This is a genomic window from Desulforamulus putei DSM 12395 (assembly GCF_900129195.1).
GTDB classification, from domain to species: Bacteria; Bacillota; Desulfotomaculia; order Desulfotomaculales; family Desulfotomaculaceae; genus Desulfotomaculum; species Desulfotomaculum putei.
This window is the reverse complement of the sequence record NZ_FQUY01000029.1, coordinates 15269-30087: the sequence shown is the minus strand read 5'-3', so window position 1 is coordinate 30087 and position 14819 is coordinate 15269. Positions and strand designations below refer to the sequence as shown.

The window sequence follows — 14819 nt, the reverse complement described above, 5'->3', positions numbered from 1 at the left end:
CTGGTATCCTGTACAACTTTTCCCCCTCAATGGCGTTTCGCCAATAAAAGCCGTGTCGGAGGAGATTAACCATACCTCGGCAATGAGGACACCGGTTTATCCTGGGGAAAGCATTGTTAATACCCCGGGCAGCATAATCTTCTAACGAAATATTAAAGTTGTAGGCAATGACCAATAAAAATCCCCCCAGAGTAATTTGCTAAGATTTTAGCACTTTGCTTGGAGGGGATAAATAGATACCGGCTGTTTAATTATGAAAAGGAACAACATGATTATGTAGGTATTTATGTGCAAGTGGACAAAAAGCCTTTAGTCTCTTCGTCGAATTGGAGCTCCTTCTTCTGCTTCCGCTCACTCCGCTTGATGCCAGTCAAGTCCTTGGCGTTGTAGTCCTTGCCGTTGTCGATTAAGAGCCACTGGGGTACTCCCCCCGGCGTGCCGTAAATCACTTTGAGCAAGGACAATTTCAAAATCTGAGAGTTGGCGTGTCGGCAGATGATGTCACCGAGGAATACCCTGCTTCTTGTGTCCACCCAGCCCACGAGCCGGGGTTTTATGGCCGTAACCTTGCCGTTTGGATGGGTAAAGGCGACCCAGCAGTCAAATGTATGTTCGTCACCTTGCAGGAGGCCCAAGACCGGGAGGGATTTGGTGTCCCGTGAACCCTTCACCATCACCTTGTTTTTATACTCCCTCATGCCTTTGGCCGCCAGAAAATGAGCGTTCTTGGCCCGTCTTTCCTCCATCAGATAGTTGATATACCTCGTAACCGTCTGATATGATGGGTATTCCCATCCTTGGAGTTCGGCCACCTGCCCAAGCTTCATGTACAGCATTTCAACCGTCCCGTCGTTGGCCGCAAAGTCCTTGTCAAACCACACGTTTTCAATATAGGCCCTGACTTTATCGTCCAGGGACGGGAACGTGAATTTCTCCTTTGGCTTCCTGCACAAGGAGAGCACCTTCAGAAAATCGTAGTTATGGCCGTTTTCCTTATGGAGCCTCATGGCCCAGGCTGACGCTTCAAGGTAGTCCTTGGCGTACCGGTATAGAGTCCGCTGGCTGATGCCCAGCTCCTCCGCAAACTCCTCAGCGAAAGCCGTCCGCTCACCGTCGTTGTAATTCAAAAACTCCTGTATCCGCTTGCCCAGTTCGACCGCCTGATAATATTGTTTTGAGAAGTTCTCAAGATACCAATTCAGGTCAACGCCTACATACCAGGGAGCTTCTTGGCCTGTCCTCTGTTCAACCACTACATCACTCCCGCTAATGCTTACCTTTTCCTTATAGCCCCGTCTTGCTTTCTTGGAGAGGGAGGAGAGGGCAACCAAAACCCTGTCCTTGCCTCCGTCCCTCTCTTCAGTCCGGGTCTTAAAACTTCCCGGATTCCTTTGAATCCTTCGATAAAGCGTGTAATAATTTAACCCTTCTAGTTCAGCCGCTTCTTCGAGCGTGACAAATGTTTCAGCCAAATCCTTCCCCCCTTTACCCTTGGCCTAAAATCTGATAAAATGGAGGGGATGAGGCTTTCCTTCATCAACGGCTTTTGAAAAGAGCGTCGCTTCTTACCGGTTGGACGCTCTTTTCTTCTGCCATTGTTGAACATCCCCATCCCTCCGGTCATGCGCCTTTTGTCACCTTTTCCTTGATTTTGCCCATGCTCTCCTCAACTTTCCTGAGTTCCTCCTGGAGGTATGTGTCAATGTTGTTGAGGGTCTCAATGTTGGCCTGCTTCAGGCTGATGCAATCAAACAAGTCCTCAATGCCCTTCTGGATTTCCTTTTGTACCTGCTCGATTTGCCGTTTGAGCTCGTTTTGTTTTGTTCTCAGGATAATGAGCATGATTTCCGGAATTACTCCTTCGCTCATTCCCATCCCGACCTTGAGGCTGTCCAACTCAAGAAGAAAATCCTTGACATTCTTCAAAGCTATTCCTCCTTCACGCTATTTTTTTGACCTCTCCCAGGTCTAAGCCAAGTTCCTCCGCTATGCTGGCAAGGTACTTCTCGCCCGACCTCTCCCCGTAGAGGATGAGGTTTAAGTATTTGTTGCTGGTTCCGACCTTCTCTGCAAGCTGGACTTGCGTCATCCGTCTTTCAATCAGTGCTTTTTTGACCAGCACGCCGAAGGCCGTCAGTTGTCTTTTGTTGCGTTGCATCCAGCATCCTCCTTCCGTTGTGATTACTCTTGTGTCTGCTCCCTGATTAACTCCTCAAGGATTTCAACCTCTTGCCGTGCCTCGTTCCATTCCTTCTTATAACCTTCCTTTGGCTTTTCCATCAGATAATTGGCTGAGTAGCAAAGAAGATTATGGCACGCCATGTCATGATACTTTTTGAATAAATCTAACCTTGTCACGCTGCACCTCCTCTCGTTTAACCTCCCGTGATATAATGGAGTTGCGACACATTTTATATCACGGGAGGTGATTATATGTCTAAGTTTCCATTCGATGAAGACCAGCTTTACGATTTTTTAAATGAGCTAAATTCTAATATTGGTGAGATATCTTTATCAATCTCCGTAGACTTAGAAAACAATATCCAAGATTACGCTGAGCGTCACTGTTCGAGTATCAATAAAGATACTCTTCGTTTTGTAACTCTTTGTGTTCAAGATTCTTATTTCCTTGCTCTCAAGACCATCGAAAAAGCCATTAAAAAGACTTTGTTGCCTGAGCTTGATTCATCTGACGATGATTCTTGAACTGCTTTTTAGTCTTGGCAATTACTGTCATAAAGACTCGTTCAAGATGAGCGTAACTCAGTATGCTGTTTTGATTTTGATACTCTAAAATTAAATCTGATAACAAGACTCCTTTTAAATCGAGCTTTGAAATTTTTTCATCGCTGAGTTTTTTTCTTAATGCTCCATTGTTAAACATTACGCTTGACCTCCTATTTTTCTTGTTTTACCTGACACCTTGTGAACTACCTGGAAGCATTCTCTACAGTCTTTCACCACCAACCAGTTATCAGGATTGAGTCCAAGAGATTTAATCCTGATTTTTTGCGCCCTGGTGGGCCTCTTGCCGTGCTTCAATCTCTCATCTCCCTCCGTTTGAATTAGGAATAATTTTCCTCACCTCCGATAAAACTATTTATTACCTTCTGCTTTTCCGATATAATTGAGACGGATATATAAATCTATCATTTTAATTATATATCCGTAAACCGATAATGTCAAACAAAATATAAGCATAACGGATAATTTTATAGGATATTCGGATATGAGAGGGGGTGTTTTATTGGATTCCATTGGTAAGAGGTTTAGACAGTTGAGGAAAAGCAAGGGCCTTAATCAAATTGACTTTGCCGCTGCAATAGGGATTTCGCAAGGTACTTTGAGCGACATCGAAAAAGATAAATGCAAACCTTCAGTTGAAACAGTAATATCGGCAAGCGGATATTTTAAGGTAAGCTGTGATTGGTTATTGACTGGTGAGGAACCTGTTCAAAAAGAGCAGCCGCCAAAATATCTACCTGACAAGCTGGGGCCTTTATCAGAACAAGAAAAAGAAATGCTTTGGAAGTTCCGACAATTGGACGCAAGAGACCAGGAGTATGCAAAGGCTAATATTGATATGTTGTATGAAAGAACGGTTAAAAAGGGAACGTCATTCGGCTTGACGAATGGAGGAACAGGGGAAGAGGCAGCCGCAAGTGAAACGGCTTAATTTTTGTCATTTTATGATAGATTTTTCTATCTTTTTTTGTTCAATTGCTTTAGCTTAAATTATTAACTTTGCAAACCCTCTAAACCCTTGTAAATACTGCATTTGAACACGTTTTTTCTCAAATGTGTATTTTGTTCAATTGCTTTGGCCGGAAACGGCCCCGAAATTTTTAATTTCGCACGCCGTGCGTTAGATTTTATAAGAGCCGCAAACGCTTATTTTACCTGCATTTTTCCCGCATTCGTCTCCGGCTTCGCACGCCCCGCACGCCTAGTAACGCCCCCGTTCGCACGCCCGGCCTGTTCTCTTTCTGCCGACCGGCTGTTATAATTAAAAGAGAGCAGCAAAAAAGCACCTTATCCCCTTGCGCTACAAGGCTTCCAGTGCTTTCAGCCGCTCTCTTTTTTATATTTTCCACCGGCGAGACCGTTCTCATCTTTTTTGTCAACCGTTTCCGGGCCTATCCCACGATAACCCCTTTTAAATCAAGGTTTCCCGAGGTTTCCCGGATAAACTTTTTCTATCCCTCTTTTGTCAATTATTTTGTTAATCCACACTCTCTCCTGGGTTAAAGGTGATTTCGGTAAATTTATCAATACTGTCCTTGTAACTTCCGTTGGCGTTGATATCAAAAAACATCCGGAATTGTAAAGTACCCGTTGGTTTACCTGTCACAGGATGTCTTTCAATCATAAAGTACAATTGTTTTTCATTTTCTGTAGTTCCCCAGGAGAGCTTTTTCAAATCAAGCCCGGCCGAACCATCACCCTCCCTGTCTGATAAAACAGTCCGGCCGCGCCAGTCTTCAAACTTTCCGTCCAACCTGATATTCTGTTCAGCCCCGGAGGAAGAGGCAAAAAACAAAAAGAGCAGAGCAACCAGTAAAGTTCCGAACAAAGGACTTGTTTTTATCATGCAGTTTCACCCGCCCGCTTAACACGATAGAGGATAAAGATAAGTAAGAGGAGTGAACCTGCAGAAAGACCGATACCCAATAACTGGATGGGTATTAATGAGCGTTCTATGGTAATGACATGACTGCCGGCAGGTAGGTCTAATTGTAAAAGGTTTTCAAATTTACTATAGGGAGTTAAAACACCATCAATGGTTACTTTCATGTTATTCTGGGCTACTACCGGGACAATGGCCCCTAGGTTCCGCTCCGAACGGTAATGAATTTGATAACCATTTTTAGTCACCTTAAAATCAGCGAGGGGAATGATGTTCCAGGCATGATATTGGGAGCTAAGGCCTAAAATTTCCCTTAGCAGATCTAAAGTAACCTTGTCCCCGGTAAGAAAGGCCTGGTGAATCAGATTGCCTCCCAAAAAGCCGATCTTTTTCCCGTCCACCAGCTTATACCCGTAAACAGGAGCTTCATTACCATGATAGATAAATTTCAGTTCCACGTTATCCAATCCCAGCGGTACATAAAACGTTACCTTATCCAAACCTGCGGGGACGGGTGAATTTGGGGTGGCTGTTGCGGACCAGAGGGGTATAGAAAGGTTCTTTCCCTGTCCGAAAATCTCCAGGCGACTGTCCAGCAAAACCGGCTCACCGGCAACCCCTAAAAATTGTGGTGTTCCGGACAATACATTCTTTGACATCCCGGCCAGGTCTACCAATACTTGACCGCCTGCTGCCGCATAGTTCCTGACCGTTTCTTCCGCCTTTGATTTCACCTGCCACTTGGCCCCTGCCAGCAAAATCGTGGGATACTTCCTTAAAAAAGTGGGAGAATAGTCATCTATATAACGGGACACCCCCATCTCCACTTCAGGAAACAATAACCCTACGATTTCTGCATACTTTCCAATCACCAGGCATTTATAACTCTTCTCAACCAGATAAGGACCGTGATCATTGCTCCAGATGCTATAATAACCATCTGTTCCCCGCCGGTGGTAACCTGCAAGCATTGCAGCTTTGCGAAATTCTTCCGGATTTGTTAACACAGCGTCTGCAACCGCCATGTCTGTTATTCCTAGGTACAGGCCGGAGCGAAACAAAAATGGGTAATACTGTTGATCCAATCCATGGTTAGAAAAGATAATCTGTTTAGACGTCCAGTTCCCCTGCCAGACCCAACCGGTTCCTCGCCCATGACCGGGAGGCGAGGAAAGTAAAAAAGACGGACTAGAATCTGCCTTTCTTAAATCAATCAAAGAATGACGCCAGCCGGTGGGATTCTGTAGTAATTCCGAACTTGGCAAACCAGGCCTGTCTTTTTCTGTCTTAGCCAGAAGTCCCAAAGAAAAGAGGCAATCTGTCATTAAAACCAGGAAAATCCCTGCCAGCAGTACCGCAGGGGCCTGTTTAAAACGTAATAACCAGTGCTGCTTGTTGCGTGTGGTGAAGGCAACCCCCGAAACCAGCAATCCAAGGGAAGCAAAATCGGTAAAACAGAGCGGCCAGGTCAGTTGACTCAAAGGAAGCAGGTGATAGATGGGCTCCAGGGAAGGAAAGGTGAGCACCATCAGGACAATGCCGCACATCGTTAAACTCCTGGCCCAGGACAGTTTTAACCGCCAGGTCAGGAAGTTTGCCAGAATTACAAAGAGTAAACTTATTCCCCAGTAAAAACTGTCGTGATCGGAAAAACGATAAAATGGGTCCAGGGCAATGGCGGCTGGAATGAGCCCGCTGCCGGCAGTGGATGTCCCGGTGTCCATGTGATTATTTAAAATAGGTAAAAGCCACCATGCAGATACCAAAATACCGGCTGTCAGGACAAGAATGCCCCGCAAGCAGTCCTTAAAACTGCACCCTTGAAAAATCCACAGGAAAAAGGTGAACAAGAACAGGCACAGGAAGTATCCCACACCGTTGTAAACCTGACCCAGGTTTACCAGTTGAAAAAGGAAAACAGTTATCGGAATGGCATAAATGGATTTCCTATTCTCCAGTACCCTGAGGTACATTTCAAGCAATACCGGAAGCAGGGCGGTAACCATGACCCTTGGCAGGTTGCCATCGACAAAGGCCACGTGGAGGTTAGTAATCCATACTGTCCAGATGATTCCGACTAATGTGGCGGGCCATAATCCCAGCCGCCGCTGAAAAATGAGACAGGAAAACCCCCCCAGCAGATAACACGTAAAAATAAAATACTTACCTGCTAAAATGAAGTCTCCCGTAATTGCACGGAAAAATGCCAGTAAATAGTAAGACAGTGACCCCCAGTATATGAAGGGATCAAAGGAGGTATAGGAATATTCGAAAAACTGGGGAAAGTAATTTCCCTTTCTAAATTCATTATAAACATATTCTGCATGCCGGAGGTGCAACGAAGTGTCCGCCCCCCACGGGTAGTGCTGACCTGCCGGCGGGAAAAGGATGTTATAGTAAGCGACAGTGGCAAATAGACTAATAACGGCCAGAGCCAACACCCAGGCATACTTGCTGGGATTGCCGGTGGAAATTTCCCTGTCATTATGCTCGACAGCGCTTTCCTTATTTTCATCTTGTATTGGTACGGATGGCACAGGTTCTACACCGGCAGCGGCTTCTTTTTTAAACTCTGACGGCACCTCATACTGTTCCGGATTTTGAAGAATACGGTCAAACTCTTGATAGCGGTTGGACACCTCAATGCCTCTGGTGGGTGTCTCCCAGACGGATAGTGTATTAAGACTCAGGCCAAGGTCTGCAAGGGTGTCTTCTAAACGGTTATAGAAATAAAGGGCCATGTTTTCAGTGGTTGGCTGAATGATGTTAAAGGGGTAAACTTCATTTAAGATGGTATTTTCATAGGGAACAAATACGGTTTTAATGGACTCGATCACTTTTGTAAAGGTTACCAGCTCCGGGTTGTCTGAGTTTACCTGGGCGCTGATTTGCACCTGCCAGGAGTGGGCGTGTACAGGCCCGGCAGTTCCGCTAAATGAAACAAAATGCCGCGCGTTCAAAAAGCAAACCATTTTAATGGTGTAGAGTGAGCCGTTTGTAAAGGGTTTAATCTCTTGAATGCTGACGGAATGTAAGTTTTCTCGGGAACTCCTGTCACCACCGGTGTTGTTTGTCTTACCAATGGTAATCAACTGGTTAACCAGATGATGATAAAGTTCAAGCTCTTTTTCCAACCGGGCTATTTCCGATTCAACAGACTTGATCAATGCTTCTTTTTCTCTGACAATTTTTTTCGTTTCTTCTACCATTGATTCAGCCCGTTGTAGCGCTTGATCTTCAATTTCCCTCGCTATTTTCTTACTTTCGGCCAGGGCTCTTTCTACAGTCATCACTTCTGCTTCCCTGGCAGCCAGTTGGCATTTCAGATTGGTTATTTTATCCTCAGATTGCTTTTTCTGGTTGATTAGTGCTTGCAGTTCTTGTTTGAGTATTTCTATAACGTCATTTTCAAGACAAGCGATCTTGATCTCCCCCATTTTAGGAAGAACCACCCTAAGGTTTTACCCGGCTATTGCTTAACAGCTAAGGTCGGTAAATACAAAACCTGACCGGTTAAGCCTTCCATCGTATCTAAGGATTGTTTGTATTTTTCAAGGATTTCTCCAAACTCTTGCCTGAAATGCTGTACCTTCTGGCGCAACTTTTCCAGTTCCTGTTGTTTTTTCTGTAATTCTTCCTCAGCTTTTTCCAGCATCCTTTGAGCCGTTTCCCTGGCCTCTTCTTCAATCCTGGAGGCATTTTTTTGAGCAGTGATCAAAACATCTGCTATGGCATGCTCGCGGTCGATATATACCTGCAACTGTTGTTCTAAGGCCGCTACCCTTTCCCGAGATTCTGTCAGTTCATTTTTTAGCTTTGCAATTTCCTCCTGAAGGGAAGTGACCTTTTGCTGGTGTTCTTTGTCCATTTTTTCTATCTCATTGAGGACCTCGCCGGGCTTATAACCAAACAAAGTTTTATTAAATGATTTAACCATGTTCATCACTCTCCGGTTGTTCATTTTCTATTTTATTTTTTATTTTATTGAACCGAAAGTTTCAGCCACCTGTTGATAACCTTGTTTTAACCGGGTCCGGTAGGACGGTGTATCCCAGCCGGGCCACAAGTAGGGACTTATGCCTGTCTTAAAATCCTCTCCTGCTCTGGGCTGGTAATCCAGTAATTTACCGTCGATTGTTACAGCAACATAGAACAGAAATCCCTCGGTCTTTTTAAAACCTATTTGATTTTTCTCAATCCTATTGTCCTTTTGGGGGATAACCGGCCGTTGGTCGTAGAGAACCAGGTGAGAAGAGGGATCTCCCACGTTTAAAAGCAGCCAGGGAAGTCGTATATATAATCTTCGTCCGGAATCATCAACAAACCAGTGGGACAGTGAGTCATAGTCCGTGCTGGCTGGATCAAAATTATCGTAATGAAGTTTGCTTTCGTCCGCATAGATTTCCGGATGGATTGTGCCATCTTGCAGCGACACCTGCCGGCGGTTAACCAGGGAACGTACAGGTATAAATGATGGATCTTTCCCCGGGTTTGACATGAATTTAGGAACAGACCGGTTATAATCCGGTCTTGCCAGCAGGCGGGCTCCGCCGGAACCACTTATCTGCAGTAAAAATTCCGCCCCGCTGGGCAATGCCGGTAATCCTTGCAGCGGTAACCTGTTACTCCCATTCTGCCGACCAAAGGTATCAATGGCAATGGATAACGCTAATTCTTTCTCTTTTGCGAAAAGCTCTAACCCCCTTTGGCCGGTTAGTTCTACCATCAGATAAAGATAGGCGGCATCCGCTTTTGCATAGAGAGCTGAAATAATATTTTGGTCATTGTGATCCGCCTGCCAGACTAAATCAAACTCACTGCCCAAAGGATGAAAGGGTGGTTCACAGGCCAGAATACCGTAATTTTGTTCAGGGTCCATAGCGTTATGCCAGTAGATATGTCGTTCATAGGGTATCATAAAGGGCTCTGTTATCCAGGTTTTCTTGGCCCATTCGTCAGCCCATTGGAAAATGCTCCCCCCGGCATATCCTTCTTTCATAATGGTTTTCATCATCCGGGCAATCATTTCACCCTGTTGCTTTTCACTGACACCGCCGTGATGCAGCCCTTCCGGGTGCATGTGAGCCGTATTCAGGGAGGTTGACATGCCAAACTCTGCCACCAGCGCCGGGTAAGGCGGGTGTACTTCCATAAAATGCTTTAAATACCCACCGTAACGGAATACCCCCTGTTCATCGGTATATCTGGCATACCTGGCATCTCGATAGATAAAATCCGGGTAATTGGGATAAATGTGATAGGCCCCAAACAACCCTCCCAGTGACTTTGGACCGGGGAACAGGTGGGCCGGGTTTATTTCTTCGGCATCATCGGGATTCTTCCCTTGCATATATGCCGTTGTATGTTTCAGCGGGTCAAGGGTAGGCCAGCTGACAAAGGCCACCGGCATCTGCCAGCGATACTTATCAACTGAATAACTTACTGCAAAATCACACATTGCTGCCAGCCATACCTCAGAGGCACTGGCATTACCGGCTCTTATAAAGTTGCCGTTATATTCTTTTTTTTCTGGATTGGCCTCATTTGTGCTGTGTACTTCCTCAGGAAGCAACTCCCGTCCCACCATAAGGCCCAGCAGGTAAGGAGAAACATTTGCACGGTATGTCCCCCAGGCCCTCCCCGCTCTCTCGGGTATATCCGCACAACCGTGAATTGCATCGATGACCCTTGCAATTTCCTGCCTGTAATTCTCTACGTAAGTATTTTGATACAAATTACCATCCGGGACATCTTCATCCGGCCAGATTTCCTGTAGCAACCATAATCTTGGTCCGCCGGGTCTCATGTTAAATTCGTAGAGGGCCTCATAAAAAGTCGGGTCCAGCAAAGTGTAAACACGGATCGTATTGGCATTCATATTCGCGATCTGTTCAAACCATTCAAGATAAATCCTCTTGTTGGCCGGAAATTCCGTAAACCAGCGTCCGGGCAGGGCGGTTCCAATATTGACCCCTTTAACCGGTAAGCGATGCCAGGTACTTTCTGAATAGACCTCCAGATAACGCCCCGCGGTACGGGCCACCATCTTTATGCCGTCCTTTTCAGCATACTCCTGGGGTGTCTTGGTGTGATGATTACTGGGAAAACACCCGGGCAGAAGGATTAAACACAAGAAAAAACCTAACAAGTAAGGTGTTTTTGGCTTAAACATGTTCTAGCCCTCTCGTGAAAAAATGTTATAACGTAATTTGTAATGCATTTTGCAGGATTCTCTGACAAAATAATCCTTTGGTTCCCTTTATTATATCATTACAAGTTGTTCATAGTATAAAATGTTTAAAAGCAATTTCGTTCTCCTCTTGAATCTTAAAAAAACGACTCAACAGAACCGTCCCCGTGCGTTTTCGAAGAAAATGTTATTAAATTTGCTCATTTATAGTAGTTAGTATATAATCATTGTACATACAAATATTGTTTATGCTAAAATTCCTTTAAAGACAAGGTCAGGAGGGTTTGTATGGAACAGGATGCCGCCCTAAAAAAATACACTTTGCTTGCGGCTTGCGGGGCCTCTTTTTTAACACCCTTTATGGGCAGTGCCGTTAACCTGGCTATTCCTTCCATTGGAAAGGAATTTAACAGCAACGCACTGCTGCTAAGCTGGGTTGCTACCAGCTATATTCTGGCTTCAGCAGCCTTTTTAGTCCCCTTTGGCCGGTTGGCGGATATTGTAGGACGCAAAAAGATTTTTACGCTGGGAATTCTTTTCTTTTTGTTGTCCTCTGTTTTGTGCGGGTTTGCCTGGTCTGTTGAGGCCTTAATCGCCTTCAGGGTTATCCAGGGAATCGGCAGCGCCATGATTTTCGGTACCGGCATGGCCATATTAACTTCTGTTTTTCCGCCACAGGAAAGGGGTAAGGTCTTGGGTATTAATGTGGCAACCGTTTATACCGGGCTTTCCCTCGGACCGGTGCTTGGCGGCGTTATGAATCATCATTTGGGCTGGCAGTCAATTTTTCACTTCACTTCTTTGATTGCCGTGATGGTATTTCTGTTAACTGTTACAAAACTGTCAGGGGAATGGGCGGGCGCCCGGGGAGAAAAATATGATTTTATCGGAGCAGTGCTGTATGCCTTTGGTCTGGTAGCCTTTATGTATGGTATTTCCTCCATTGCCACTTCGGCATGGGGCAGGTATTTATTGTTCTTCGGGCTTGTGATCCTGCTGGTATTTGTTAAGTATGAGCTACGAGTGAAACAACCTGTTTTAAATCTAAGTCTCTTTAAGAACAATGCGGTTTTTGCTTTTTCCAACCTGGCAGCCTTCATTAACTATTGTGCAACCTTTGCAGTGGGCTTTTTACTTTCCCTTTATTTTCAGGTGGTCCTGGGCTTTAATTCCCAAACAGCGGGCTTTATTTTGCTTTCCCAGCCCGTTATTATGGCACTGTTATCCCCCTTTGCCGGTAGCCTTTCAGACCGTGCGGACCCCCGGGTGGTTTCCTCCTGGGGAATGGCGCTGACCACTGTGGGACTGTTCATTTTTTGTTTCTTAGATGGGAGTACCCCCCTCTGGTTGATGATTATAAATCTGGTTCTTTTAGGAACGGGTTTTGCCCTTTTTTCCTCGCCCAACACCAATTCAGTTATGGGCTCGGTAGAAAAACGATTTTATGGTGTGGCCTCTTCCACGCTGGGAACCATGAGACTTACCGGCCAGGCCGTAAGCATGGCTATTGTAACCTTATTGTTGGCCCTTTACGTAGGTAATGTTAAATTAAGTCAGGCTCCTGCAGACCTGCTGGTTAAGGGTACTAAAACAGCTTTTATTGTTTTTACTATTCTTTGTTTCACAGGGATCTTTGCCTCTCTGGCCAGGGGAAAGAAACCCTCTGGTTTGGAAAAAGCAAATGTTAAATAGGCTTGGGAACTTCTATGATGATTGGCAAGTAAAGGGTTTCAGTGAAATTCTGAAACCCTTTACTTTTTAGAATAAAGACATGCTCATCGGCAAATAAGTTTTATCGTTGTGAATGTACTCCAATTTGCTTTTGATAAAGGTCTAACATTTCTTCAAATTGCTGTCTGTCTAATTTCCCGGTGAGGCTGGCGGTCTCAAAAAATCGTTCGGGAGTATGCAAGTTGTTAAACGCAAAACCCAACTGTTTTCTGGTGGTATTCTTAATCTCAAAAATATCATGGCCCAGTTTCTCCAGTTCCTCAGCTGTGACCGAAATGCCAATGGAGTCCAGGGCGGCGATGACCGTGTCCACCTGGTAAATTTCCCGGGCAAAGAGACAGATGGTGAGACAATTTAATACATTGCGCCATTTTTCTTCTTTAATTAAAGCAGCCACCTTTTCCTCGGGGGATTTGTTCTTTAACTTTTGGTCCACTGAATAACCCGCATTGTCCAGGTGGCTGTGCCTGGCCCCCACCGCCTGGCCTAAAATATTGGCATAGCCTGTGTGATAGCCGGCAATCTCGGTTTTTCCCAGGGTCATGGCATATTCCTGTCCGCCGTACCTTTGGGCGGCGGCATAGGCACCCAAAGCCAGCATTTGATAAAGTTCATTGGGTGGATGAACGATCCTTCTTAAAATCTCAAGGTAAGGCTCTGTTTTATCAAACTCCGGCTTGACCCCCAGCTGTTCTTCGCTGATGATGCCCCTTTGGCAAGCCTCGGTAACCCAGCCCAGCAACACACCGGCGGTGATGGCATCCAGCCCCAGTTCCTCCACAGCATCAATCAGTTGATAGATTTTATCCTGGGTGGACATGCCCAGGAAGGAACCCAAGGCGAAGATCAACTCATGGTCATAGGAAAGGTACTTGGATTCATAGTCGTAACCCGGGCCAAATTCCCTGCGGTGCAGACCGATATGAATACAACCCACGGGACAGCCCGCGCAGGCCATTTTACGAACCAGGCTTTGTTCCGCAAAGCTCTCCCCGCCGATGACTTCTGCATGTTCAAAGGAACTTTGCTGTAAGTTCCGGGTGGGCAAACCATTCAAATGATTGAGGCCGTTTACATTGATGGCGGTGCCCAGGCCATGGTATTTATCCATGATATCGGTGGTCACAGCCCTGGTATAAATCTCCTTATAGACCTGGTTGTACTTGGCAAAGTTTTCAATCTTTTCTTCCCTCTCGCCGTACACAACCATAGCCTTTAAATTCTTAGAGCCAAATAAAGCCCCGAGACCCAGCCGCCCGAAATGGCGGTAGGTATCCACATTGACATTGGCGAAACGGACTCCTTTTTCCCCGGCGGGCCCAATGCGGATGCAACTGCGGTGCCCCCGGCCGGGTTCCAGGTCCCTTAAAATGCTGCCGGTTTCGGATACCGTCAGTCCCCACAGGGCGGAAGCATCTTTGAAACGTACGCCATGATTGCCGATGGAAAGGTAAACGGGACGTGCCGCTTTGCCCCGTATGACGATGGCCTGGAAACCGCTCATACGCATGGCCAGAGCCAGTCGCATACCGGCATAACTTTCACCCCATTCACCGGTCAGGGGAGAACGGAATACCGCCACGGTTTTGGTAACCACCGGAAAGATGGTTGACATGGGGCCGTTGGCAAAGATAATGGGCTGTTCCGGGTCCATGGGGTCTTTATCCGGTTGGACCAGTTCGGAAAACAGCTTGGCAGCCACCCCGATTCCCCCGATATAGGGGGCCAGGTCCTCACGCCGTATGGTTTCCATCTTTTCTGCGGTTAAATCAATATCCAGCACTCTGATGATTCGTTTACCTGCCATCCTCTCTCTCCTCCATTGTGATAACCTGGTGGGGGCAAAAACGGGTACAGGTGCCGCACTGGATGCAGATAACGGGTTTGTTGCTTTCATGATCAAAACGTATTGTTTTTACCACGCAGGCATCCACACAGTCCTGACAGCCCATGCATTTGTCAGGTATGAACTTGACTCCGCCGCCGGACCGCGGAAGCAGCGCCCCGCAGTGACAGGCCCTGGCACAGGCAGGATCCAGACAGCCCCGGCATATATCTGCCAGGAACCGGCTTTGCAACCCCCCGGCTGTACGGATTTGAATGGCAGATTTGGATAAAGAAAAACTATGCCTGATTACCCTTGCACAGGCAAGCATACAGGAATAGCAACCAATACACTTGGCCATGTATTTTGCGTGAAGTATTTTCGCCATGCTCCACCCCCCTAATAAGCTGGACAGACAACTGCCCGTCTACCTCATACTGCCACAG

At 46.1% G+C, this 14819-nt stretch carries 15 protein-coding genes; 3 read left to right on the top strand and 12 right to left on the bottom strand.

The genetic code is table 11. The features are described 5' to 3' along the window. Window positions 1–284: 284 nt before the first annotated feature. The 4 genes from BUB67_RS14060 to BUB67_RS16480 form a co-directional block, all read right to left on the bottom strand. Window positions 285–1472: a transposase domain-containing protein gene (locus BUB67_RS14060; protein WP_073240041.1), complete on the bottom strand. Its 1188-nt coding sequence runs from the start codon at window positions 1470–1472 to the stop codon at window positions 285–287. Between the two features lie 148 nt (window positions 1473–1620). Beyond that, window positions 1621–1926, bottom strand: coding sequence for a hypothetical protein (locus BUB67_RS14055; RefSeq protein WP_073240040.1), 306 nt, complete (start codon window positions 1924–1926; stop codon window positions 1621–1623). A gap of 13 nt (window positions 1927–1939) precedes the next feature. Continuing rightward, entirely contained in the window at window positions 1940–2158 is a 219-nt protein-coding gene (locus BUB67_RS14050; protein ID WP_073240039.1) for a helix-turn-helix domain-containing protein, read from the bottom strand. Window positions 2159–2181: 23 nt separating this feature from the next. Then, on the bottom strand, window positions 2182–2358 hold the full coding sequence (locus BUB67_RS16480) for a hypothetical protein (RefSeq protein WP_159431849.1): 177 nt from the start codon (window positions 2356–2358) through the stop codon (window positions 2182–2184). 75 nt (window positions 2359–2433) lie between these two features. Between BUB67_RS16480 and BUB67_RS16240 the strand changes: the two genes are divergently transcribed. Continuing rightward, window positions 2434–2706: a hypothetical protein gene (locus tag BUB67_RS16240; protein WP_143157096.1), complete on the top strand. Its 273-nt coding sequence runs from the start codon at window positions 2434–2436 to the stop codon at window positions 2704–2706. Here the strand turns inward: BUB67_RS16240 and BUB67_RS14045 are convergent. Together BUB67_RS14045 and BUB67_RS17465 are read right to left on the bottom strand one after the other, a co-directional pair. Next, window positions 2657–2884, bottom strand: coding sequence for a hypothetical protein (locus BUB67_RS14045; RefSeq protein ID WP_073240038.1), 228 nt, complete (start codon window positions 2882–2884; stop codon window positions 2657–2659). The two genes, BUB67_RS16240 and BUB67_RS14045, sit on opposite strands and share 50 nt — an antisense overlap. Next, complete coding sequence (locus tag BUB67_RS17465; RefSeq protein ID WP_420795748.1) at window positions 2884–3042, bottom strand: DUF6906 family protein; 159 nt, start codon at window positions 3040–3042, stop codon at window positions 2884–2886. The genes BUB67_RS14045 and BUB67_RS17465 overlap by 1 nt, the downstream gene beginning before the upstream one ends. A gap of 205 nt (window positions 3043–3247) precedes the next feature. On the opposite strand from BUB67_RS17465, the gene BUB67_RS14040 reads away from it, so the two are divergent. Further along, on the top strand, window positions 3248–3676 hold the full coding sequence (locus BUB67_RS14040) for a helix-turn-helix domain-containing protein (protein ID WP_073240037.1): 429 nt from the start codon (window positions 3248–3250) through the stop codon (window positions 3674–3676). A 546-nt stretch (window positions 3677–4222) separates the two neighbouring features. Here BUB67_RS14040 and BUB67_RS14035 read toward each other — a convergent pair. Genes BUB67_RS14035 through BUB67_RS14020 form a run of 4 tightly spaced genes read right to left on the bottom strand, consistent with a single transcriptional unit; the run spans window position 4223 to window position 10799 of the window. After that, entirely contained in the window at window positions 4223–4591 is a 369-nt protein-coding gene (locus BUB67_RS14035; RefSeq protein WP_073240036.1) for a hypothetical protein, read from the bottom strand. Then, complete coding sequence (locus BUB67_RS14030; RefSeq protein ID WP_073240035.1) at window positions 4588–8064, bottom strand: 6-pyruvoyl-tetrahydropterin synthase-related protein; 3477 nt, start codon at window positions 8062–8064, stop codon at window positions 4588–4590. Before BUB67_RS14030 ends, BUB67_RS14035 begins: the two co-directional genes overlap by 4 nt. 32 nt (window positions 8065–8096) lie before the next feature. Next, on the bottom strand, window positions 8097–8564 hold the full coding sequence (locus BUB67_RS14025) for a DivIVA domain-containing protein (protein WP_073240034.1): 468 nt from the start codon (window positions 8562–8564) through the stop codon (window positions 8097–8099). A 39-nt stretch (window positions 8565–8603) separates the two neighbouring features. Then, a complete protein-coding gene (locus BUB67_RS14020) occupies window positions 8604–10799 on the bottom strand; it encodes a hypothetical protein (RefSeq protein WP_073240033.1) in 2196 nt (731 codons plus the stop codon). Window positions 10800–11105: 306 nt separating this feature from the next. On the opposite strand from BUB67_RS14020, the gene BUB67_RS14015 reads away from it, so the two are divergent. Beyond that, on the top strand, window positions 11106–12509 hold the full coding sequence (locus BUB67_RS14015) for an MFS transporter (RefSeq protein ID WP_073240032.1): 1404 nt from the start codon (window positions 11106–11108) through the stop codon (window positions 12507–12509). A 100-nt stretch (window positions 12510–12609) separates the two neighbouring features. Here the strand turns inward: BUB67_RS14015 and BUB67_RS14010 are convergent, their stop codons facing one another. Further along, window positions 12610–14355, bottom strand: coding sequence for an aldehyde ferredoxin oxidoreductase N-terminal domain-containing protein (locus tag BUB67_RS14010; RefSeq protein WP_073240031.1), 1746 nt, complete (start codon window positions 14353–14355; stop codon window positions 12610–12612). Next, complete coding sequence (locus tag BUB67_RS14005; RefSeq protein ID WP_073240030.1) at window positions 14345–14761, bottom strand: 4Fe-4S dicluster domain-containing protein; 417 nt, start codon at window positions 14759–14761, stop codon at window positions 14345–14347. The genes BUB67_RS14010 and BUB67_RS14005 overlap by 11 nt, the downstream gene beginning before the upstream one ends. Window positions 14762–14819: the final 58 nt, after the last annotated feature.